Annotated in this window: 18 protein-coding genes and 1 rRNA gene; 9 read left to right on the top strand and 10 right to left on the bottom strand. The window is 69.7% G+C overall.

The annotated features are described in order from the left end of the window. Nucleotides 1-87, top strand: a 5S ribosomal RNA gene (gene rrf / locus ACIQI8_RS35115); the annotation flags it as partial. Between the two features lie 70 nt (nucleotides 88-157). Beyond that, the gene (locus ACIQI8_RS35110; protein ID WP_402359663.1) at nucleotides 158-706 is read left to right on the top strand and encodes a GNAT family N-acetyltransferase; all 549 of its coding nucleotides are present in this window, start codon (nucleotides 158-160) and stop codon (nucleotides 704-706) included. 13 nt (nucleotides 707-719) lie between these two features. On the opposite strand, the gene ACIQI8_RS35105 is transcribed toward ACIQI8_RS35110, so the two are convergent. From ACIQI8_RS35105 to ACIQI8_RS35065, 9 genes are all read right to left on the bottom strand, one after another. Beyond that, nucleotides 720-2,240: a type IV secretory system conjugative DNA transfer family protein gene (locus ACIQI8_RS35105; RefSeq protein WP_402359660.1), complete on the bottom strand. Its 1,521-nt coding sequence runs from the start codon at nucleotides 2,238-2,240 to the stop codon at nucleotides 720-722. 12 nt (nucleotides 2,241-2,252) lie between these two features. Next, nucleotides 2,253-3,680: an ATP-binding protein gene (locus ACIQI8_RS35100; RefSeq protein WP_402359657.1), complete on the bottom strand. Its 1,428-nt coding sequence runs from the start codon at nucleotides 3,678-3,680 to the stop codon at nucleotides 2,253-2,255. Between the two features lie 11 nt (nucleotides 3,681-3,691). After that, nucleotides 3,692-5,251 carry an SCO6880 family protein gene (locus ACIQI8_RS35095; RefSeq protein ID WP_123996584.1) on the bottom strand — a complete coding sequence of 520 codons (1,560 nt, stop codon included), beginning with the start codon at nucleotides 5,249-5,251 and terminating at the stop codon, nucleotides 3,692-3,694. Further along, complete coding sequence (locus ACIQI8_RS35090) at nucleotides 5,248-6,582, bottom strand: hypothetical protein (RefSeq protein WP_402359654.1); 1,335 nt, start codon at nucleotides 6,580-6,582, stop codon at nucleotides 5,248-5,250. The genes ACIQI8_RS35095 and ACIQI8_RS35090 overlap by 4 nt, the downstream gene beginning before the upstream one ends. After that, on the bottom strand, nucleotides 6,572-7,402 hold the full coding sequence (locus tag ACIQI8_RS35085; RefSeq protein WP_402359651.1) for a hypothetical protein: 831 nt from the start codon (nucleotides 7,400-7,402) through the stop codon (nucleotides 6,572-6,574). Before ACIQI8_RS35085 ends, ACIQI8_RS35090 begins: the two co-directional genes overlap by 11 nt. Before the next feature lie 117 nt (nucleotides 7,403-7,519). Beyond that, nucleotides 7,520-7,828, bottom strand: coding sequence for a hypothetical protein (locus ACIQI8_RS35080; RefSeq protein WP_280879441.1), 309 nt, complete (start codon nucleotides 7,826-7,828; stop codon nucleotides 7,520-7,522). Nucleotides 7,829-8,189: 361 nt separating this feature from the next. Next, the gene (locus ACIQI8_RS35075) at nucleotides 8,190-9,503 is read right to left on the bottom strand and encodes a peptidase S8 (protein WP_402359648.1); all 1,314 of its coding nucleotides are present in this window, start codon (nucleotides 9,501-9,503) and stop codon (nucleotides 8,190-8,192) included. Between the two features lie 400 nt (nucleotides 9,504-9,903). Beyond that, nucleotides 9,904-11,265, bottom strand: a complete 1,362-nt coding sequence (locus ACIQI8_RS35070; RefSeq protein WP_402359645.1) for a peptidase S8 — start codon at nucleotides 11,263-11,265, stop codon at nucleotides 9,904-9,906. A gap of 256 nt (nucleotides 11,266-11,521) precedes the next feature. After that, entirely contained in the window at nucleotides 11,522-12,487 is a 966-nt protein-coding gene (locus ACIQI8_RS35065) for a zinc-binding alcohol dehydrogenase family protein (protein ID WP_402359642.1), read from the bottom strand. A 119-nt stretch (nucleotides 12,488-12,606) separates the two neighbouring features. On the opposite strand from ACIQI8_RS35065, the gene ACIQI8_RS35060 reads away from it, so the two are divergent. The 4 genes from ACIQI8_RS35060 (at nucleotide 12,607) to ACIQI8_RS35045 (ending at nucleotide 16,044) form a co-directional block, all read left to right on the top strand. Further along, nucleotides 12,607-13,077, top strand: a complete 471-nt coding sequence (locus ACIQI8_RS35060) for a MarR family winged helix-turn-helix transcriptional regulator (RefSeq protein ID WP_402359639.1) — start codon at nucleotides 12,607-12,609, stop codon at nucleotides 13,075-13,077. Between the two features lie 137 nt (nucleotides 13,078-13,214). Then, nucleotides 13,215-13,976, top strand: coding sequence for a trypsin-like peptidase domain-containing protein (locus tag ACIQI8_RS35055; protein WP_402359636.1), 762 nt, complete (start codon nucleotides 13,215-13,217; stop codon nucleotides 13,974-13,976). A 131-nt stretch (nucleotides 13,977-14,107) separates the two neighbouring features. Then, entirely contained in the window at nucleotides 14,108-15,115 is a 1,008-nt protein-coding gene (locus tag ACIQI8_RS35050) for an NlpC/P60 family protein (protein WP_402359633.1), read from the top strand. Between the two features lie 224 nt (nucleotides 15,116-15,339). Next, entirely contained in the window at nucleotides 15,340-16,044 is a 705-nt protein-coding gene (locus ACIQI8_RS35045; protein ID WP_402359630.1) for a phosphatase PAP2 family protein, read from the top strand. A 30-nt stretch (nucleotides 16,045-16,074) separates the two neighbouring features. On the opposite strand, the gene ACIQI8_RS35040 is transcribed toward ACIQI8_RS35045, so the two are convergent. Beyond that, nucleotides 16,075-17,625: an FAD-binding oxidoreductase gene (locus ACIQI8_RS35040; protein ID WP_402359627.1), complete on the bottom strand. Its 1,551-nt coding sequence runs from the start codon at nucleotides 17,623-17,625 to the stop codon at nucleotides 16,075-16,077. Nucleotides 17,626-17,962: 337 nt separating this feature from the next. Between ACIQI8_RS35040 and pstS the strand changes: the two genes are divergently transcribed. From pstS to pstA, 3 genes are all read left to right on the top strand, one after another. Further along, on the top strand, nucleotides 17,963-19,093 hold the full coding sequence (gene pstS / locus ACIQI8_RS35035; RefSeq protein ID WP_402359624.1) for a phosphate ABC transporter substrate-binding protein PstS: 1,131 nt from the start codon (nucleotides 17,963-17,965) through the stop codon (nucleotides 19,091-19,093). 138 nt (nucleotides 19,094-19,231) lie between these two features. Next, entirely contained in the window at nucleotides 19,232-20,239 is a 1,008-nt protein-coding gene (gene pstC, locus ACIQI8_RS35030) for a phosphate ABC transporter permease subunit PstC (protein ID WP_402359621.1), read from the top strand. Then, nucleotides 20,236-21,300, top strand: coding sequence for a phosphate ABC transporter permease PstA (pstA, locus tag ACIQI8_RS35025; protein WP_402359618.1), 1,065 nt, complete (start codon nucleotides 20,236-20,238; stop codon nucleotides 21,298-21,300). Before pstC ends, pstA begins: the two co-directional genes overlap by 4 nt. Nucleotides 21,301-21,329: the final 29 nt, after the last annotated feature.

The raw sequence follows: 21,329 nt of genomic DNA, 5'->3' as shown, positions 1-21,329 counted from the left end.
GGTTACATTCCGAACCCGGAAGCTAAGCCTTACAGCGCCGATGGTACTGCAGGGGGGACCCTGTGGGAGAGTAGGACACCGCCGAACAATTTTTGGGGAAACCCCCGTACCGTTTATTCGGTACGGGGGTTTTCTGCGTTCGGCTACCGTTGCCGACATGAACTACAAGGTCCGTTCCGTACGTCCCGACGAGTGGCCCGCGGCGAAGACGCTGCGGCTTGTCGCGTTGCAGGATCCCGTCGCGCATCTGGCGTTCCTGGAGACCTACGAGGAGGCGTTGGCGCATCCCGACTCCTTCTGGCGGGAGCGCACCGCCAATGGTGCCGAGGGTCGGCCGGACGCGCAGCAGATCATCGCTGAGGGGCCCGACGGTGAGTGGGTCGGGACGCTGACGGTGTTGATAGAGGAGCCCGGGACGACGGACTGGGCCGGGTTCTCGATCGACCGGAAGCAGGGGCATGTCGTAGGAGTGTTCGTGGCGCCCGAGCATCGGGGGATCGGGCTCACCGAGGTGCTCTTCGATGCCGGCCTGGAGTGGGCGTGGGCGCGTGGGGTCGAGCGGGTGCGGCTCATCGTGCACGCGGACAACGGGCGGGCGCAGGCCTTCTATCGCCGGGCCGGGTTCGTGCCCAGTGGGCGGACGATTCCGCTGGAGAAGAGCCCCGGGGACGCGGAGTTGGAGTTCGTACTCGATCCGCCGGAGTAGTCGGACTGAGTGGTCACACCGGCAGTTCGTCGTGCGGCCAGCGGGCACGGCCCTGTTCCCGGGAGCGGAGCAGGGCCAGGGTCGGCAGGCCCCGCTCCGCTCCGGTGGACAGCAGCTCCGGGAGCTGGGGAAGCGGAGCCACGGCGGCGACGTCGTCCAGGACGAGCGTCAGTGGTGGGTCGAGGCGACCGGAGGATGACCGTTCGGCCATGTGCCGGCCACGCTCGACCACGCTGGAGACGAGAGCCGTCAGGAGGGGCATCGCGCCCGGGTTCATCCTGGGGTCCTCGATGGACTCCCCCACGACATAGAGCGTGCCCCCTTCGTCGATGAAGGAATCCAGGGCGAGCGCGTCGCTTCGGTTGGGTGTGCAGGCCTCGCGGATGTTGACCGTGAAGAGCGAGGAGAGTGCGCGGCTGGTCAACTCCTGGGCCATGTCACGGCGTTCGGGGTGTGCGGTGAGCGCGGCCTCGAGTTCGCCGGCGGAGCCCGAGGCCGCCTTGGGGCTGGTACGGAGGATGCGGACCGCGTCCTGGACCTGGGTGCCCTGGGCCCAGCGGTGGACGTGGCGGATGGTGCGTCCGTCGACCGCGGCGGCGTGCAGATAGCTGCGCAGGAGCGTTTCCGCGGTGGCTGTCAGGGCCTGGTCCAGCTTGGCCGTCGGGCGGATCGGGGCGAGCAGGGCGGTGGCCCGTGCCGCTGCCGTCGGCTTGTCCTCGCAGCCCATGGTGGGGGACCAGTGCAGGCGGGCCGGGGTGTCGCAGAGGTGGGCGGGGTCGTAGAGGTGGGCCGGGCCGAGTTTGGCGCGGGCGTCCTTGGTGTCCGACCAGACGGCGGGGTTCGAGGTGATGACGAGGACGGGGCCCTCCGCGTCTCGTACCGCCTGCGCGGCGGTGGCTCTGCGGTCCTCTCTGGGGGCCAGGAGGACCGTGGAGACCCCGGATGTCCTGCTGCCGTCGAACAGGGGCTGCGGCGGTGCGAGAGGCTCCTGTGCGGGCGCCTCCGCCGCGAACTGGGCCATCGGGGGCGGGGCGGTCGGCTGGGCGGGGGCGGCCTCCACCGGGGTGGGTTCCGTACGGGGCGTGGGTACTTCGTGTGTCGCCCGGTGCTCCTCCCGGTACGGCTCCCGCGGTTCCTCCGCCTTCGCTGTTCCTGTCGTGGCAGTGTGCCGTCTCGCTCGTACCGCCCGCCAGCGGGCCACCGTGCCCATCACGAAGATCGTGAGGACGAACAGGACCATCAACTGGCCGATGAACAGGCCCCAGAACAGCCCGTAGCCCGACAGCTGGGCCGGCGGGGTGGTGGGCCAGGCGGCGGCGATGTCGTGCGGTTGCCCCATGAGGTGCCGCATCGCGACGGGCGTGTTCGTGAAGGTGACCGCCGTCGGCCACGCGCCGTGGGAGAACAGTCCCGCGAGGCCCGTGGCCGACCAGACCAGCACGGTCATGCCGAGGAGGAAGGCGAGTATGCCGATCAGCAGGCCGTCGGGGATGCCACCCTGGCCGTCCCGTCGGCGGTCGTCCGGTCTGACCACGTTCGCCTCCCGCTAGGCCACCGTCGACTCGGACGAGTCGTCGTAGTCGGCGAGGTGTTGTTCCACGAAGGCGGCGGCCCGCTCCTCCGCCTCCAGCTCGGCGGCGCGCAGGGCGTCGTCCGCGGCGAGTTGGTCGCTGGACGACTCCGTCATCGCGCGGTCCGTGAAGACCAAGGGGCGTTCCGTCTCCGTGATCAGGTGCTTGACCACCTGGACGTTGCCGTTGACGTCCCACACGGCGATGCCGGGAGTGAGGGTCGGGATGATCTCCACGGCCCAGCGCGGCAGGCCGATGACCCGGCCCGTCGCCCGAGCCTCGTCGGCCTTCTGGGCGTAGATGGTCCTGGTGGAGGCCATCTTGAGGATCGCCGCCGCCTCCTTCGCCGCCGCTCCGTCGACGACGTCGGACAGGTGGTGCACCACCGCCACGAAGGACAGACCGAGCCGGCGGCCGAACTTCAGCAGCCTCTGGAAGAGTTGGGCCACGAAGGGGCTGTTGATGATGTGCCAGGCCTCCTCGACCAGGAAGATACGCTTCTTCCGGTCGGGGCGGATCCAGGTGTGCTCCAGCCACACGCCGACGATCGCCATCAGGATGGGCATGGCGATGGAGTTGCGGTCGATGTGGGACAGATCGAAGACGATGAGGGGCGCGTCCAGGTCGATACCGACCGTCGTCGGGCCGTCGAACATGCCGCGCAGGTCACCGTCGACCAGGCGGTCGATGACGAGTGCCACGTCCAGGCCCCAGGCACGGACGTCGTCTATGGCGACGTTCATCGCCTCCGCCGACTCCGGTTCCGGGTGGCGCAGTTGCTCGACGATGTCCATGAGGACGGGCTGGCGCTCGACGACCGTCTCGTTGACGTAGGCGTGCGCGACCTTGAGCGCGAAGCCGGAGCGCTCGTCGAGGCCGTGGCCCATCGCCACCTCGATGATCGTGCGGAGCAGCGCGAGTTGGCCCGTGGTCGTGATCGCCGGGTCGAGGGGATTGAGACGGATCCCCATGTCCAGGGCGGCGGTCGGGTCCAGACGGATGGGGGTTATCCCCAACTCCTCCGCGATGAGGTTCCATTCGCCGACGCCGTCCTCGCCCTGGGCGTCCAGGACGACGACCTGGCGGTCGCGGAAGCGCAGTTGGCGCAGGACGTACGTCTTCTCCAGCGCCGACTTGCCGTTGCCGGACTCGCCGAGCACCAGCCAGTGGGGCGCGGGGAGTTGCTGGCCGTAGAGCTGGAAGGGGTCGTAGATGTAGCCCTTGCCGGAGTAGACCTCGCGGCCGATGATCACGCCCGAGTCGCCCAGGCCCGGCGCGGCGGTCGGGAGGTAGACCGCCTGGGCCTGGCCGGTGGAGGTGCGCACCGGCAGGCGGGTCGTCTCGATCTTGCCGAAGAGGAACGACGTGAAGGCGTCGGTGAGGACGGACAGCGGATCCCGCATGCTTATGGCCCCTACCTTCGAATGCCGGTGGCGAACGGGAGGGTGTTCACAAAGGCGCGGTGGTGCTCGCGATCGCACCACTCCAGCTTCAGGTACGACTTGCCGGCGGAGGCCCTGATCGTGCGCTTGTCGCGCGCGAGGGCCTCGGGGTTGCGGGAGGAGACGGTGATGTAGCCGACGAGGTTGACGCCGGCCGCGCCGCTGGCCAGGTCCTCGCCGCGCTGGTCGATGCGGTTGTGGGCGGCCACGTCACGCGGGTCGACGGTGCGGTTCATCTTGGCCGCGCGGGAGGCCTCGGCGTCGTCGTTCGTCTTCTCGGTCAGCATGCGCTCGATGGCGACCTCGGTGGGTTCGAGGTCCATCGTCACGGCGACCGTGCGGATGACGTCCGGGGTGTGAACCAGCAGCGGGGCAAGGAAGTTGACGCCCACCGGGGTCATCGGCCACTCCTTGACCCAGGCGGTCGCGTGGCACCAGGGCGCGCGGGTGGAGGACTCGCGGGTCTTGGCCTGGAGGTAGGTCGGCTCCATGGCGTCCAGCTCGGCCGGCCAGGCGTTGCGCTTGGTCATCGCCTGGATGTGGTCGATGGGGTGGTCGGGGTCGTACATGGAGTGGATCAGCGAGGCGAGACGGCCCTGGCCCAGCGGCTGTCGTACGCGGATGTCGGCCTCCTGCAGCCGCGAGCAGATGTCGGTCAGCTCGCGGGCCATGACGACGGCGAGACCCGCGTCCCGGTCCACCTTGCGGCCGTTCTGCGGGCGGGCCGCGCGGGCCATCGCGTGGGCCTCGGCGGAGAGTTCGCGGTTGAAGTGCATGCAGGCGACCAGGTACGCGCGGTGCTGCTCGCTGCTGGTGGACACCATCGACTGGAGCTGGTCGTAGGACTGGGCCAGCCAGGGCAGTGCCTTCTCGTCGCCGCGCAGGGAGACGTCCTTGGCGTGGGCGTCCGGGTCCGCGGGCAGGGTGCGGGCGAGCATCTGGATGCGGGTGACGAAGCCGTCGCCGTTGGCCACGTGCTTGAGCAGGGTGCCGAAGCGGTCGACGAGGGCTTCCTGGTCCTCGCTGTCGCGCAGGCCGACGCCCGGGCCCTCGATCTCGATCGCGGCGGTGACCGTGCGGCGGTCCGCGTGCAGCAGGACGGCGATCTCGTCGGGGCCGAAGGGGGCGGCCAGCCAGTTGATGCGGCCGATGCCGGGCGGCGGGCCGATCTCGACCTCGCGGCCGTCGAACTGCGTGCCGGCCTCCATGACGGAGGAGCGGTAGGTGGTGCCCCGCTTCAGGGTGCGCTTGTAACTGCGGTTGATCTCGAACCACTTGTAGAAGGTGCGGTGCTTGTACGGCACGTAGACCGCCGCCAGTGCGACCAGCGGGAAGCCCATCAGCAGTACGATGCGCAGGGAGAGGACGGGGACCAGGAGCCCGCACATCATGCCGAGGAACGCGCCCGCGATGATGAGCGCGATCTCGCCGGACTCGCGGTTGCGGCCGACGATCGCGTTCGGCCGGGCGCGGCCGATGAGATATGTACGGCGGGGCGTGACCGGATGGGACAGGTGGGACTCGGTCGTCAACGCCCTTCACCTCCCGTGCGGTTGGAGCTGCTGTTGCCTGCGTGCGGGGTGTTCACCGGGCTGGCCGAACGGGGTGCGGGTGCGGCGGAGGGGACAGATCCGCCGCCACCACCGTTCGGGGTCCGGGTGCTGTGTGCGGCTACGCCGCCGCTGACCGGGTTGGCCGGGCGGGAGCCGCCGCCGGAGGACTGGCCGCCGCCGCCTCCGCCGTCGTTCGCGCGGGCGCTGTGCGTCTTGATGCCCTGCGCGACCATGGTCGCCGGGGAGCTGATGACCGCGGCGGCCTTGCCCTCGGCGCCCTGCATGATGCGGTTGTTGCGGCCGCTCGCGATCTCGTCGCCGAAGCCGGGTACGAAGCGGTAGATCATCGCGCTGGCGAAGATGGCGAGCAGGATGATCGCGAGGCCGGAGACGACGGCGGAGAAGGAGTCGGGGCCGTTGTCGGAGGACAGGGCGCCGGCCAGGCCCAGCACGATCACGATGACCGGTTTCACGAGGATGACCGCGATCATGATGCCGGCCCAACGGCGGACGTGGCCCCAGAGGTTCTTGTCGACCAGGCCCGCGTAGACGACGGTGCCGAGCAGGGCGCCCACGTAGAGTAGGGCGGCCCTGATGACGAGCTCCAGCCAGAGCACTCCGGCGGCGAGGATGCTGACCAGGGAGACGACGATCAGCATGATCGGGCCGCCGCCGATGTCCTCGCCCTTGCCGAGGGCGCCGGAGAAGGTGCCGAAGAACGTGTCTGTCTGGTTGCCGGTTGTCTTGGCGAGGACGTCGGTGACGCCGTCGGTCGCGGAGACGATGGTGTAGAGGATGAGCGGGGTGAAGGCCGACGCGAGAACTGTCAGCCAGAGGAACCCGATCGCCTCCGAGATGGCGGTCGTGAGAGGCACCCCGCGCACGGCCCTCTTGGCCACGGCCAGCAGCCACAGCAGGAGGGTCAGGATCGTCGACGCGGCGAACACGACGGCGTACTGCTGGAGGAACTTTTCGTTCGTGAAGTCGACGTTCGCGGTGTCCTTCACGGCGGCACTGAGCTTGTCGATGGTCCAGGAGGCGGCGTCGGCGCAGCCCTTTGCCAAGGAGGAGAGCGGGTCGAGGGTGCCGCCGAGCGGGTCGATGGAGGTGGAGCCGCCGGTGCCTTTGTCGTTGCTGCCGCGTTCGCAGTAGTCCTTGGCGGGGCCGACGATGAGGTCGCACTTGTCGTCGGATGCCGTCGGGGACGGGGTGGGCGCCGCGACGGCACGGGTGGCAAGCAGCACGACTGCGGTTTGTACGGCTGTGAACGCGGCGGCTACCTTGAGCGCGCGGCGCGGGCTACCGGGCATAGGTGAAGCCTCCGTACTCCTCGACAGCCTTGGCCATCTCGTCGGCGCTGGACGCCTTCGCGTCCCCTGGGACGGGCGCGGGGCCGTCCTTCTGCGAGAAGCTGTCGACCTTCCAGTCGCCGCCCGACCACTCCAACTGGAGGGTCATGGTGAACCAGTCGCTGGTGACCGGGGTCGTCGAGTCCTCGCCGGCTGTGCCGTACAGCCCGGTGCACCACACTTCGGCGGTCGCCGTCGTGTCCGAGTAGCTGGTGGTCTTGGTCCCGATCGGAACGGTGCGGGACACATAGGTGTGGCCTGCGGCCGCGTTGCCGTTGGCATCGAGGCCGATCTGGCTCAGAAAGGTCCTGGAGTAGGCCTTGTTGAGCTGGTCCTGGAGGGCGGCCTGCTTGTTCGGGACGAAGACCTGCTGGACGATCTGGGTGCGCCGGGTCGGCTTGAGGATGTCGGCCGAGACCAGCACCGTGGCGTAGTTCGAGGCCGCGCTCTGGGCACCTTGCTGATCGTGCGTGAACCCGGCCGGAATGCCCGCCACCTTCGACTGGACCGGCTTGGTGCCGCTCGCCGCCGTACTCGACGCCTCCGGCTTGTCCCCCGCTGAGCTCCCCGCAGGGGAATCGTCACCGCCTCTGTTCGCGAATGCGATCGCCGCGATCAGGAGGACCACCACGCCGACCACCGTCACCAGGCTCCGGGACGACGAGCGGCCGCCTCTGCGGGCGCCGCCGTATACGTCGCTGGTGCCCTCGGGGAGTCGCGTGCGGGTCTGACCGGTGCCGCCGTAACCCCCGGAGGGCTCGTGGTCGTCTCCGAGACTCATGCCGCGTACGCCCTCTCCACCTCGTAGACATACGACGGTAGCCGTGCTGGAGTCCGCGCGGACGCGGAGTGATGACTCGACATCAGGGAGAAGCAACCTCAGGGGGAGGGACGCCTGCTAGACGGCCATGCCGTACACGATGGTGAAGAGGGTGCCCAGGGAGCCGATGATGAAGACGCCCGTGAGACCGGCGATGATGAGGCCCTTGCCCTGTTCCGCGCTGAAGGTGTCCCGGAGGGCGGTCGCGCCGATGCGCTGCTTGGCGGCGCCCCAGATGGCCAGGGCGAGGCAGAGCAGGATGGCGACCGCCATCACGACCTCGATCATCACCTTGGCCTCGTTGCCCAGGCTGCCGAAGGGGCCCCAGTCCGGAGCGATCCCGCCGATGATGGTGTTGATGTCTCCCTTGTCGGCCGCAAAGAGCATGTAAGTCACCGCCCCTGTTCGGTAGTTCCGGTTCCGCGGCCCCTGCCTTGGCGCAGAGGTCAGACTCATTCTCGCCGACAATGGTGCCGTCGTATGTCGACTTGACGGCATTGGTTGGCGGGTTTCGTACGAATAGCTCGTACCGTCACTCTGTGTATCACGGCAGGTCACGCCGGGCAATGAGGCCTGAGCGAAACCTGTCGTGAGGTTCCGTCGTTGACCCCTTCTATGACCAGGGCCGTTTCTGACGGTCGGTCGGGTGAGTGGTCGCGCCGATGTTCTCCGGGTGAAGGGTATCCCGGCACGGCGAACGGGCCACGGCTGGTCGCCGTGGCCCGTTCGGTGACGGAGGGTCAGTCGGTCAGCCGGTGAAGGCCGATACGCCCTCCGGGGTGCCCAGGCCGGTCGGGCCGTCGTATCCCGACTGGGCGGTGCACAGGTAGGTGGTGGAGCAGGTGCCGTTGTTGCCGGATGTCACGTCGTTCAGGGCCGAGGTGCCGGCTTTCGCGTAGGGGAAGGAGGCTGGGTAGGAGGAGGTGGAGGGGGTGCCGGCCAGGGCGTAGACGCCCGCGATGATCGGGGACGAGGCGCTGGTGCCGCCGAAGGTGTACCAGCCGGCGGTGATGCCGTAGGAGTCGTAGACCGAGACTCCGGTGGCCGGGTCGGCGACCGCGGAGACGTCCGAGATCGTGCGCCTGGTGCAGCCGGTGTCGGTCTGCCAGGTCGGCTTGGTGTCGTAGGCGGAGCAGCCGGAGCCGGTGCCCTCGGTACTGCTGGTCTTCCAGACGGTCTCGCTCCAGCCGCGGGTGGTGGAGGTGGCCTTGGCCAGGGCCGTGCCGCCCACCGAGGTCACGTACTTGGAGGCCGCCGGGTACTCGGCGCCGTAGCCGCTGTCGCCCGCGGAGACCGTGATGGCGACGCCCGCGTGGTTGAAGTACGAGGAGTCGTAGGAGGTGTCCGAGGAGGACTCGGAGCCGCCGTAGCTGTTGGAGACGTACTTCGCGCCCAGGGTGACCGCGCGGTTCACCGCGGTGCCGAGGTTGGCCATGGTGGCCGAAGTCGCCTCGACCAGCAGGATGTTGCAGTTCGGGCAGACCGCCGAGGCCATGTCGAGGTCGAGGGAGATCTCCTCGGCCCAACCGGTGTCCGACGCGGGCAGGGAGGTCGTGGAGCCGGTCTGACTGACCTTCTTGAAGCAGCCGTTGGCCGTGGTGCAGGCCGAGAGACCGTAGTACGAGCGGTAAGTGGCCAGGTCCGCCTCGGCGTTGGGGTCGTTGTAGGCGTCCACGATGGCGATGGTCTCGCCGGCGCCGTTGGAGGTGGCGGCGGAGGTGAGGCCGTAGGCAGACCGGAGGTCGGTGGGGCCGTAGCCGGAGGGGGTGGCGGCGTCGGCCGCCTTGGGCGTGATGCCCGTAATTTTGGCCTGTTCCTTTTGGTAGGCGGTGAGGCCGCCGGTGACCCGGTAGGAGTTGCAGGCGAGTTCGCCCTTGTGCTTCGGCGTGGCACAGGGGGTCGCGGTCCAGGTGGCCTTCGCGGTGGTGGCCGAGGGGGCCGCGTCGGCCTGGACGGCGGTGCCGAATCCGGCGAGGAGCAGGGCGGCCGTGGCCGCTGCGGCGGTGCCGAGCCGGCGCCAACCGCTGCGTGCGGACGGTCTGTCGGGGGGAGTGGAACGCATCGTGCAGCCTCCTGATGTTCCTTGGTGGGGTGGAAACAGGGGCAGTGCGGGTGCGAAGCCGTCGGTGTGGGGTCCGGCGGCGGGCGGCGGCCTGCGACGACGATGCGCTTGTTGAGTACGCGACAACAAGGGCGATCTGGAATCCTGACCTCCGCCTTACCGAACCGGTGCCGGCGAATGGATCGCGGGTGACGCGCGCTTGACCCAACTCACAGGTGGATCAAGGGAGAAGGCGGGCGAGGGAGACGGCGTGGGCGCGGGCACGGGCACGGGGAAACGGGCCGCGGCCGGCTGCCGTGACCCGTTTCCCTTCCGATGCCGCCGAGGAGTCCCCACGTACTCCCCTTCAGGCGGCTCCCCGTGACCCGACGGGGAGGTGCTGCCGTACCGCGCGACCCGCTCAGCCCGTGAAGGCGTCCAGGCCCTGCGGGGTGCCCCAGCCGGTCGGGCCGTCGTAGCCCGACTTCGCGGTGCAGAAGTAACTCGTCGAGCAGGTGCCGTTGTTGCCGCTCGTCACGTCGTTCAGTGCCGAGGTGCCGGCCGCGCTGTACGGGTACTGGGCCGGGTAGTCGCCGCTGCCCGGGGTGCCCGCGAGGGCGTACACCGACGCGATGATCGGGGACGAGGCGCTGGTGCCGCCGTAGGTGTTCCAGCCGGTGCCGTCGGCGCCGTAGGAGTCGTAGACGGAGACTCCGGTGGCCGGGTCGGCGACCGCCGAGACGTCGGAGATCATGCGCTTGGTGCAGCCCGTGTCGGTCTGCCAACTGGGCTTCGCGTCGTAGGCGGAGCAGCCGGAGCCGGTGCCCTCGGTGCTGCTGGTCTTCCAGACGGACTCGGTCCAGCCGCGGCTGTTGGACGACGTCGACAGCTTGGTGCCGCCGACCGCGGTGACGTACTTGGAGGCGGCCGGGTACTCGGCGCCGTAGGCCTCGTCGCCCGCGGAGACGGTGATGGCGACGCCCGCGTGGTTGAAGTACGAGGAGTCGTAGGAGGTGTCCGAGGAGGACTCCGAGCCGCCGTAGGAGTTGGAGACGAACTTGGCGCCCAGCTTGACCGCCTCGTTCACCGCCGTGCCCAGGTTGGCCATGCTCGACGACTTCGCCTCGACCAGCAGGATGTTCGCCTTCGGGGCGATGGCGGAGACCATGTCGAGGTCGAGCGAGATCTCACCGGCCCAGCCGCTGTCGGCGGTGGGCAGGGAGGTCGTGGAGCCGGTCTGACTGACCTTCTTGAAGCAGCCGTTGGCCGTGGTGCAGGCCGAGAGGCCGTAGTACGAGCGGTAAGTGGCCAGGTCCGCCGCGGCGTTGGGGTCGTCGTACGCGTCGACGATGGCGATCGTCTCGCCCGCGCCGTCGGAGGCGGACGCGGACGTGAGGCCGTAGGCCGACTGGAGGTCGCTCGGGCCGTAACCGGTCGGGGTGGCCGAAGCCGCCTTGGGGGACACCGACTTGGGCGTCACGCCCTTCTTCGCGGCCTGCGCCTCCTGGAAGGCGGTGGTGCCGGAGGTGACGCGCAGGGCGTTGCAGGACGCGTAGCCCTTGGCGGGGGTGGCGTCACAGGCCGAGGTGTACGTGACGTGCGCCTTGGCGACCGCGGCGGCGATCTCCTTGGCGCTCGCCTTGTGCGCGGCGGGAGTCGCGGCGCTCGCGTGCACCGCGGTGCCGAGACCGGCCAGGACGAGCGCGGTGGTGGCCACGGTGGCCGAGCCGATACGGCTCCATCTGGCGCGTATGTGGGGGGAGTCGGGCGTGGACGTACGCAACGTAAAGCCTCCTGGGAGGGGTGGGCAGAGGCCTGCGGTGGGGGGACTGCCAGGGGTTCCCGGCAGGGGCGGCGACCCGCGTAGACCCTTGCTTGTTGAGTACGCGACAAACAAGACAGGTTTCGGAATCCTGACTTCCGCATTACCGAAGGGGCCTGTGGGCTTACTGATCAATGGCTGGGCGATGGAGGGGGAATGGGGGTGACTTGACCCGGCGCACAGTCAGGGCACAGGGGAGGGGGGTGGCGGTCGGACGTCAGACGCCGGGCGTCAGCACGATCCGCCCGCCGGGGGTCGTGGGGGCGCTCCACGCCTTCTCGACCTCGGCGAGGGGGACGGCGAGCGGGTTGACGGCGAAGGTCCCGGCGGTGATCCGCTCGGCGAGGGCGGGGAGTTCGGCGAGGATGCCCGCGGTGCTGACCGAGCCCTGGCCGCTGCCCATGATCCGCAGGTCGGCCGCGCGCAAGTAGGCGGAGGGCAGGGTGAGTTCGGTGCCCGCCATCGAGCCGATCTGGATCCAGGCGAGGGTCCTTGCGCGGTCGGGGCGGGCGGTGAGGAGGGCGCGCATCGCCTGTTCGGCGACCGGCCCCCAGACGTAGTCGACGACGATGTCCGCGTCGGCGGCCGTGCGGGCGAGGTCGGCGGCCGCCCGGTCGGGAGCGGCCGCGAGGGAGACGGTCTCGTCGGCGCCCAACTCGGGCAGCAGGGCGAGGCGTTCGGGGTCGCGGCCGGCGGCGACCACGTGCGCGGCGCCGAGGTGCTTGGCGATCTGGACCGCGAGCCGGCCCGCGCTGCCGGTCGCGCCCAGCACCAGGACCCGGGCGTCGGACGGCAGGGTGACGCGGCGGCGCAGCGCGATCCAGGACGACATGGCCGGGTTCATCGCGGCGGCCACGGCGATCGGGTCGGTGCCCGGCGGCAGCGTGACGGCCCGGCGCCGGTCCACGACGGTCTGCTCGGCCATCGTGCCGGGGGCGTCGTCGGGGGCGACGAAGTAGAGGAGGTCGCCGTCGGGGGTGCGGCCGACTCCGTCGATGCCCGGGATCAGCGGGAGCGAGCCGTCGGAGGTGTAGTGGGTGCCGTCGGCGGTGGAGCGGACGCGGGGGTGCAGTCCTGCGGCCAGGACGTCGACCAGGACCTGGTGGGCGCCCTGGGGGCGAGGGGTGTCCACGGAGTCGTAGCGGGGCGGGGTGTCGAAGGAGTGGACGACGGCTGCGTGCATGGAGGGCTCCGGGTGTGAGAGGGATATGGTTGGTGGCGCGTACTACTTTGAAGCTAGTTTGTGGCACGTACTAGGTCAAGCGGTTTGTGCCACGTACTAAATGAGGGAAGGAGACGACCATGACCGCCGGTCACCCGCCGGATCAGGTGCCGAGCACCCCTGACCGGTCCCTGAACACCGTGGACGCCCTGGTCCAGCTGTCGTTCCTGGTGCAGGGCGTGCTGACTCGGGTCGCGGCCGCGCACGAGCTCTCGGTCGTGCAGGTCCGGCTGCTCGGGATCCTGCGCGACCGGCGGCCGGGGATGCTCGAACTGGCCCGGCATCTCGGCCTGGACAAGTCCTCGATGACGGGACTGGTCTCCCGGGCCGAGAAGCGGGGGCTGGTGAGCCGGGTGCCGTCGCCGCACGACGGGCGCGGGGTGCTGGTGAGCCTGACCCCGGCGGGGCGGGAGCTGACCGTGGAGGGCGGTGCCGAGATCGAGCGGGCGATCGGTGAGCTGGCCGAGGTGCTGACGGCGGGGGAGCGGGCGCAGCTGCGGGCGCTGGCGGCGAAGCTGCTGGCGGGCGGCGCCTCGGATTCGGGCGGCTGACGGGCACTCGTCGAGGCGGGACGGGTCGCGCGGACGCTTTCGAGGCGGGACAGGTCGCGCGGGCGAGGTCGGGAGGGGCCGGTTACGGTGAGAAGGGCGGACCGGTTTCTCACCTTCGTAGGTCAGAGTGGGCCCCGATGAAGCGCATCCCCCGCATCACCCGCCCCCTGTTCGTCGCGGTCGCGCTGCTCGGGCCGGCCGTCACCTCGGCCTCGCTGGCCGCCGCCGACGACGGCCCGGGGCCGCTCGGCGTGACCGCGGTCGCCGCCGTGACCGCGCAGAGCGCGCGCGTCGGGGCGTTGTTCGACGCCGACCGGGCAGGACGCCTCACCGGCGGTCACTTCTGCACCGCCTCCGTCGTGCGCAGCCCGCACCACGACGTCATCGTCACCGCGGCGCACTGCCTGGACGGCGGCGGGGACTTCGTGTTCGTGCCGGGATACCGGGACGGCACGGCGCCGCACGGGGTGTGGACCGTGCGCGGACGGTTCCTGCCCGACGGCTGGGCCAAGGGGGAGGACGAGGACAGCGATGTCGCCTTCGCCGTGCTCGACGACCGGGGCGGGCGGGGCGTCGAGGACGTGGTCGGCGGGAACCGGTTCACCGCGGGGACGGCGACCGGGGCCACCGCGGTGACGATGACCGGGTATCCGAACTCCCGCGAGGCGCCCGTCAGCTGCACCAACAAGCCGGTCGCGCACAGCCGTACCCAACAGCGCATCGTCTGCCCCGACTTCACCGGCGGCACCAGCGGCAGCCCGTGGGTCAACGGCGACGGACGGGTCGTCGGGATCCTCGGCGGACACGAACAGGGCGGGGCCACGGCCGACATCTCCTACAGCGTGGTGCTGGGCAAGGAGGCGGCGGAGCTCTACGAGGACGCGGCGACGGATCCCTGACGGCCGCCCTCCTCAAGACCCCTGAACCGACGCCTGCGTATTGTCCGGTTTCCGCTTCCCGTGATCACCCCGGAAGACAGGTGCCGCCCCTACACTGACCTGGGCGCGGACTCCTGGGTGGCGAGGGGCGGTTGACGGTGCGTAAGGGATGGATCGTGGCGGGCGTCGCCGCCGGCACCGGCCTGTCTTTCGTGGCGCTGCTCGTCCTCGGGGTCTACATCGTCGCCGGGAACCTCGCGAACGGCGTGGGCGGCAGCGGCAAGGCGCTGGCCAAGGGTGCCGTGCCGGCCGCGTACCAGACCCTCGTGCAGAAGTGGGGCAACCTCTGCCCGGCCATCAACCCGGCCCTGCTCGCCGCGCAGCTCTACCAGGAGAGCGGGTTCAACCCGAACGCCAAGAGCCCGGCGGCGGCCGAGGGGATAGCGCAATTCATCCCCGGGACGTGGGCCACGCACGGGATCGACGGCAACGGAGACGGCGTACGCAATGTGTGGGATCCGGAGGACGCCATTCCGTCCGCCGCCTCCTACGACTGCCAACTCGCGTCGTACGTGAAGGACGTTCCCGGGAATCTGACTGAAAACATGCTGGCCTCGTACAACGCCGGTTCCTACGCGGTGATCAAGTACGGGGGTGTGCCGCCGTACGCGGAGACCCGGAACTACGTCAAGACGATCACGACCCTGGAGGAGAGCTTCGCGGCTCCCGTGGGCCGCGTCGATCCGTCGGAGCAGGCGGCCGGGGCGATCTCCTACGCGCAGAAGAAGCTCGGCACGCCGTACCTGTGGGGCGGCAACGGAACCGCCGCCCAGGGCGGGCGTTTCGACTGCTCGGGGCTGACGAAGGCCGCGTACGAGAGTGTCGGGATCACGCTGCCGCGGGTCGCCAACGACCAGTACAACGCGGGCCCGCACCCCTCGCGCGACGAGCTGCTCCCCGGCGATCTGGTCTTCTTCTCCGACGACCTGACCGACTCCCGGGCGATCCGGCACGTCGGGATCTACGTCGGTGGCGGGTACATGATCGACGCGCCCCGGACGGGGGCCGTGATCCGGTTCGACCCGATCGCCACCCCCGACTACTTCGGCGCCACCCGGGTCACCGAAGATGGCGCGAAAGCACTCCCCACGACGGTGTGAGCGGAGCGTCAACCCACCCCCTGAGCTGGGGAGATGTGTCTCTCTTCGATAACGTCTGAGTGATCATTCGGTGGAGGGTGGAACGTATTAACCGGGACCGTGCGTTCCTGTTGTCGTAGTGATCTACGGCGTGAACTACATCCACATCCACGGGGGTGGGTAGGCGCGGCGCACGAAGGAGTGCGAGCGCAAGCAGCAGACGACGACGAAGGGGCCGCAGCACGATGGCTGGACTCGCCGAATCCGGGTCGAACCCCGACGTCGACCTGCTCTACGACATCAACGGCCTCGCCAAGGACGCTCCGCACTGGTTCGACCGGGGCATGGAGTACGTCGGTGAGTACGGTCTGCTGATCGCCATGGTCCTGCTCGTGCTGGCCTGCTGGTGGTCGGTCCGCCGACGCGGCGGTACGGAGGCCGCGTCCTCCGTGGCCGCCCTGATCTGGGCCCCGCTCGCCGCCGGCCTCGCCGTCCTGGTGAACATCCCGATACGGGGCTTCGTGGAGCGCCCCCGCCCCTTCCGCACCCACGAGGGACTCGACGTCCTCGTGGCGGGCAAGACCGACTACTCCTTCGTCAGCGACCACGCCACCATCACGATGGCCATCGGCGTCGGCCTCTTCGTGGCCCACCGGAAGTTCGGCCTCATCGGCATCGGCCTGGCCCTGCTCGAAGGCTTCTGCCGCGTCTACATGGGCGTCCACTACCCGACGGACGTCATCGGCGGCTTCGCCCTGGGCACGGCGGTCACCCTCCTCCTCTCCCCGCTGGCGATGGCCCTGCTGACCCCGGTGACGCAGGCCGTCGAGCGGGCGCCCCGGGCGGGCCGGCTCATCCGATCAAGGCGCCGCCCGCGCATCGAGCGGGACGCCCTGATCCCGGGCACGCGCACGGAAGCGGGCGTGGAGGACAGGGACCTGGCCGCCTGACGACTCGTCCGGGGTCGCTGATGTCCGTTTCTAGAGGGCCTGCGGGTACGTGAAGAAGTGGTCCGGGTCGTACCGCTTCTTCACCTTGGCCAACCGCCCGGCCGCATCCCCGTAGTACGCCTTGCGCCAGTCCTTCAGCGCCGCGTCCGCGTAGTTCTGGTAAGCAGCGCCGGAGGCATACGGCTTCATCGCGTCGTGCGCGCCGGACAGCCACGCCTGTGCCGTACTGCCGGACGTACCCGGCGTCCACGACACTATGTACTGCGCCAGCATCCGCGACCGCCGATGCACGAACGCCGTCGCCGTCGGAGACACCCGGTTGATCGCCCCGCCCAGCGCGGTGAGCGCGATGCTGCCCGACCCGCCCCGCACCGACGACACCCGCGACAGCAGCGTCTGGATGCCGGCCGCCGGGATCGACCGGTCGAAGAAGTCGGAGCGTCCGACGTACGTCTCCCTTTCGAGCGCGCCCCGCGTGTTGCGTCCCGGGGTCGAGCCCGGCAGATGGCACTGCGCCTGCGCGGAGTACGAGGAGCAGCCGGCGTAGATCTCCATGGCCTCCTCGTAACCGCGCCGGCGCAGCGAGACGCTGCTCGCGTCGGCGCCGATCCGCTGGGCGAGGCGGTCCACGGCGTTCTGCAGCTCGGTGTAGCCGCCCAGGGAGAACGCGGCGACGGAGACGGTCGGGGAAGTGCCCGAGTTCTCCAGGTGGAGCGAGGACCAGATCTCGTCCGGCTGGTCGGGGCCCCACTCCTGCCAGGCCGTGAGCACCGCGGCGGCCTTCGTCCACGGCCAGGTCAGATAGCCGGAGACGGCCTGCGGCGCCGGGTGGGTCTTGAAGTGCAGCTCGGTCACCACGCCGAAGTTGCCGTTGCCCGCGCCGCGCAGGGCCCAGAAGAGCTCCTTGTTGGTGCTCGCGTTCGCGACCAGTTGCTTGCCGTCCGCCGTGATGAGGGTCGCCTGCGTGAGGCTGTCGCAGGTCAGGCCGTAGGCCCGCGAGACCACCCCGTGGCCGCCGCCGAGGACCAGGCCGGAGACGCCGACGGTGGGGCAGGAGCCCGCCGGTATCGTCACGCCCTTCGCGGCGAGCGCGCGGTAGACGTCGATCAGCTTGGAACCGGCGCCGATGACCGCCTGGCCGCTGCTGACCCTGGCCGAGGTGAGCTTGGAGACGTCGACGATCAGCTTGCCGTTGCCCGAGGACCAGCCGCCGTAGGAGTGGCCGCCGTTGCGGATGGCGACCTGGACGTCGTGCGCGCGGGCGTAGGCCAGGGTCGTACGGATGTCGTCGGCGTGGGCGACGTAGGCGACCGCCGCGGGCTTCAGTCCGTCGAAGCGGGTGTTGTACAGCTGGCGGGCCGTGGCCCACTGGGCGTCGCCGGGGCGGACCAGCGTGCCGTCGAGGTCGCGGCCGAGGGCGGCCCAGTTCGCGGGGGCGGCCGAGGTGCCGGCGGCCCGGGCCGACGTACCGGACGAGGAGTCGCCGGACGTGCCGGAACTCGTGACGCCACCCTTGCACGCGGTCGCGGCCACCGCCGCCACCGCGGCCGCGCCGCCTCCGATGAACGTACGCCGTTGCATGTGTGCCTCCTGTCGGCTCCCGTGGAACGAGACGAACCGCCCGTCCCGCGGGTTCCACTTGGTCGACACTCCGTACGGACGTCAGGGTCCTCTATGCGCGTAGGGCTGTGTAACGATCGCGCCGGAATCTCTGTGTGCCCGACCCGTGAGCATTCCGTGACCTAACCACACCGTCCGCAGGGGTTCACCTTCCGTTCATTTCTGGCCATAGGCGCCTTCACCTGATCTGCCTAATTTCGGCCTTACCGATGACGGTCGCGCCTCGAATGCGCGCCTCCATCACCCAGTCTTCGCACGCCGCCGATTCAGGACGGCAGCATTGGAAGGAACTCCCTCAGTGAAGCTTCAGCGCATGAATCGGCGGGCCGTCGCCCTCGGTGCACTCGCCGCCTCCGGCGCCCTGGTCCTCACGGCGTGCGGCTCCGACGACACCGGCAGTGACAGCGGCTCCAGCAGCAGCGCCTCGTCGACTGCGGCCGCCGGCTCGATCAAGTGTGACGACGCGAAGGGCCAGCTGCTCTCCGACGGTTCGTCGGCGCAGAAGAACGCCATCGACGCCTGGGTCGCCCAGTTCACCAAGGCCTGCGGTGTGCAGATCAACTACAAGGCCGGCGGCTCCGGCGCGGGTGTCACCTCCTTCACCCAGGGCCAGCTCGCCTTCGCCGGTTCCGACTCGGCGCTGAAGCCCGAAGAGGTCACCGCCTCCAAGAAGGTCTGCTCCGGCGGCCAGGGCATCGACCTCCCGATGGTCGGCGGCCCGATCGCGATCGGCTACAACGTCTCCGGCGTGGACAACCTGGTCCTGGACGCCCCGACGCTCGCCAAGATCTTCGACAGCAAGATCACCAAGTGGAACGACGCGGCGATCAAGAAGCTGAACCCCGACGCGAACCTTCCCGACCTGAAGATCCAGGCGTTCCACCGCTCGGACGAGTCCGGCACCACGGACAACTTCACCAAGTACCTCAAGGCCGCGACGCCCGACAACTGGAAGTACGAGGGCGGCAAGGCCTGGCAGGCCAAGGGTGGCCAGGCGGCCGCCCAGTCCTCCGGTGTGGCCGCCCAGGTCAAGCAGACCAACGGCGCCATCGGCTACTTCGAGCTGTCCTACGTCGCCGACGGTGTGAAGGCCGTCAGCATCGACACCGGCGCCAGCGCCCCGGTCGCGGCGAGCAGCGAGAGCGCCACCAAGGCCATCGCCGACGCCAAGGTCGTGGGCACGGGCAGCGACCTGTCGCTGCAGCTGAACTACAACACCAAGGCCGAGGGCGCCTACCCGATCACCCTCGTGACCTACGAGATCGTCTGCGACAAGGGCAACAAGGCGGCCTCCCTGCCCGGCACGAAGGCGTTCCTGACCTACATCGCCTCCGAGGAGGGTCAGGCGCTGCTCCCGAACCTGGGCTACGCCCCCATCCCCGACGACATCATCGCCAAGGTTCGTACCACCATCTCGAGCCTGAGCTGATCTGAGCGTGCGATCCGGCCCCGGGCCCGCACCGGGGCCGGACCGCACCGTCCGGTGCACCGCCGCCACGAGCCGTACGGTCGCGTACGGCTTCGCAGAGCCGCACCTCGCGTGCGGTTCCGCAGACCGGAGAACCCGATGGACATAACGACACAGAACACCGACGCCCCACCTCCCACCTCACAGCCGACGGAGACCGAGCAGAAAGCCGCGGCCCGCGGCGTCACCCGACCCGGAGACCGGATCTTCCTCGGTCTTTCCCGCGGCTCGGGCATCCTGCTGCTGGTGATCATGGCCGCGATCGCGGTCTTCCTCACCTATCGCGCCTCGCTCGCGATCAGCAAGGACCACACGAACTTCTTCACCACCTTCGAGTGGAACACCGGCGTCCAGCCGCCGAGCTTCGGTATCGCGGTCCTGGCCTACGGCACGGTGATCTCCTCGATCATCGCCATGGTCCTCGCGGTCCCGATCGCCGTGGCCATCGCGCTGTTCCTCACGCACTACGCCCCGCGCAGGCTGAGCGGTCCCATCGCCTACGTGATCGACCTGCTCGCCGCCGTGCCGTCGATCGTCTACGGCCTGTGGGGCGCGCTGATACTGGTTCCGCACATGACGGGACTGTTCAGCTGGCTCAACGACTACTTCAGCTGGTCCGGCCTCTTCTCGTGGGACGAGGGCGCCCCGCGCTCGATGCTCACCGTCGGCATCCTGCTCGCGATCATGATCCTGCCGGTCATCACCAACGTGAGCCGCGAGGTCTTCCGCCAGTCCCCGCAGATGATCGAGGAAGCGGCCCTGGCCCTCGGCGCCACGCGCTGGGAGGTCATCCGGATGTCCGTCCTGCCCTTCGGCCGCTCCGGCGTCATCTCCGCCTCGATGCTCGGCCTCGGCCGCGCCCTCGGCGAGACGATGGCCGTCGCGACCGTGCTCTCCCCGGACTTCCTGATCCACGGCAGCCTGCTCAACCCGGGCGGTGGCACCTTCGCCCAGAACATCGCCAGCAAGTTCGGCGAGGCGGACGAGTTCGGCCGTGACGCGCTCATCGCCTCCGGTCTGGTCCTGTTCGTCATCACCCTGCTGGTCAACGGCGCGGCACGCATGATCATCGCCCGCCGCAAGGAGTACTCGGGGGCCAACGCATGAGCAACCCAGCACCCGTCGCCGACCGTGCGCCCAGCACGCTGCGCGGCGCGATCCTGCCGAAGTGGTCGCCGTTCGCGATCGCGGGCGGCTCCGTGGTCCTCGCCGTCGTCATCGGGCTGGTCTTCGGCCTCGACAGCAGGATCCAGTGGGGCCTGATCGCCGGTCTGCTCTTCCTCGTCGGCACGTACGGCATCTCCGCACGGGTCGAGGGCGGCCGGCAGGCCAAGGACCGGATCGCGACCGGGCTGGTCTGGGTGGCCTTCCTGATCGCCCTGGTGCCGCTGATCTCCCTGGTGTGGACGACCGTCGCGCGTGGCACGAAGGTCCTCGACATCTTCTTCCTGACCCACTCGATGGGCATCGTCACCGACAACCAGCCCGGCGGCGGCATCTACCACGCCATCATCGGCAGCCTGGAGCAGGTCGGTCTCGCCACCGTCATCGCGGCGCCGATCGGCGTGCTCACCGCCGTCTACCTGGTGGAGTACGGCCGGGGCAACCTCTCCCGGGCGATCACCTTCTTCGTCGACGTGATGACCGGTATCCCCTCGATCGTCGCGGGCCTGTTCATCCTCAGCCTCATGCTGATCTTCGACCTGGAGCCCTTCGGCTTCGCCGGTTCGCTGGCTCTGGCGATCCTGATGATGCCGGTCGTGGTCCGCTCCACCGAGGAGATGCTCAAGCTCGTCCCGAACGAACTGCGCGAGGCCTCCCTCGCGCTCGGCATCCCGAAGTGGCGCACCATCCTGAAGGTGGTCCTGCCGACCTCCATCGGCGGCATCACCACCGGCATCATGCTGGCGGTCGCCCGTATCGCGGGTGAGACGGCCCCGGTGCTGCTGCTGGTGTTCGGCAACCGGTTCATCAACAACAACCCCTTCGAGGGTGCGCAACAGTCGCTGCCGCTGTACATCTACCAGCAGTACGCGAACAGCGCGGGCGCCAACGCGGCGTACGACCGGGCCTGGGCGGCGTCGCTCACGCTGATCGCCTTCGTGATGATCCTCAACCTCGTGGCTCGCGGCGTCGCCCGCTGGAAGGCCCCGAAGTCCGGTCGCTGACGCGGCCATACAGCGACCTGACTCCCCTC

The sequence above is a fragment of the Streptomyces sp. NPDC092369 genome (genome assembly GCF_044755245.1).
Lineage (GTDB): Bacteria > Actinomycetota > Actinomycetes > Streptomycetales > Streptomycetaceae > Streptomyces.
The sequence above is the reverse complement of the archived record's forward strand: the minus strand, read 5'-3'. Positions and strand labels throughout refer to the sequence as shown.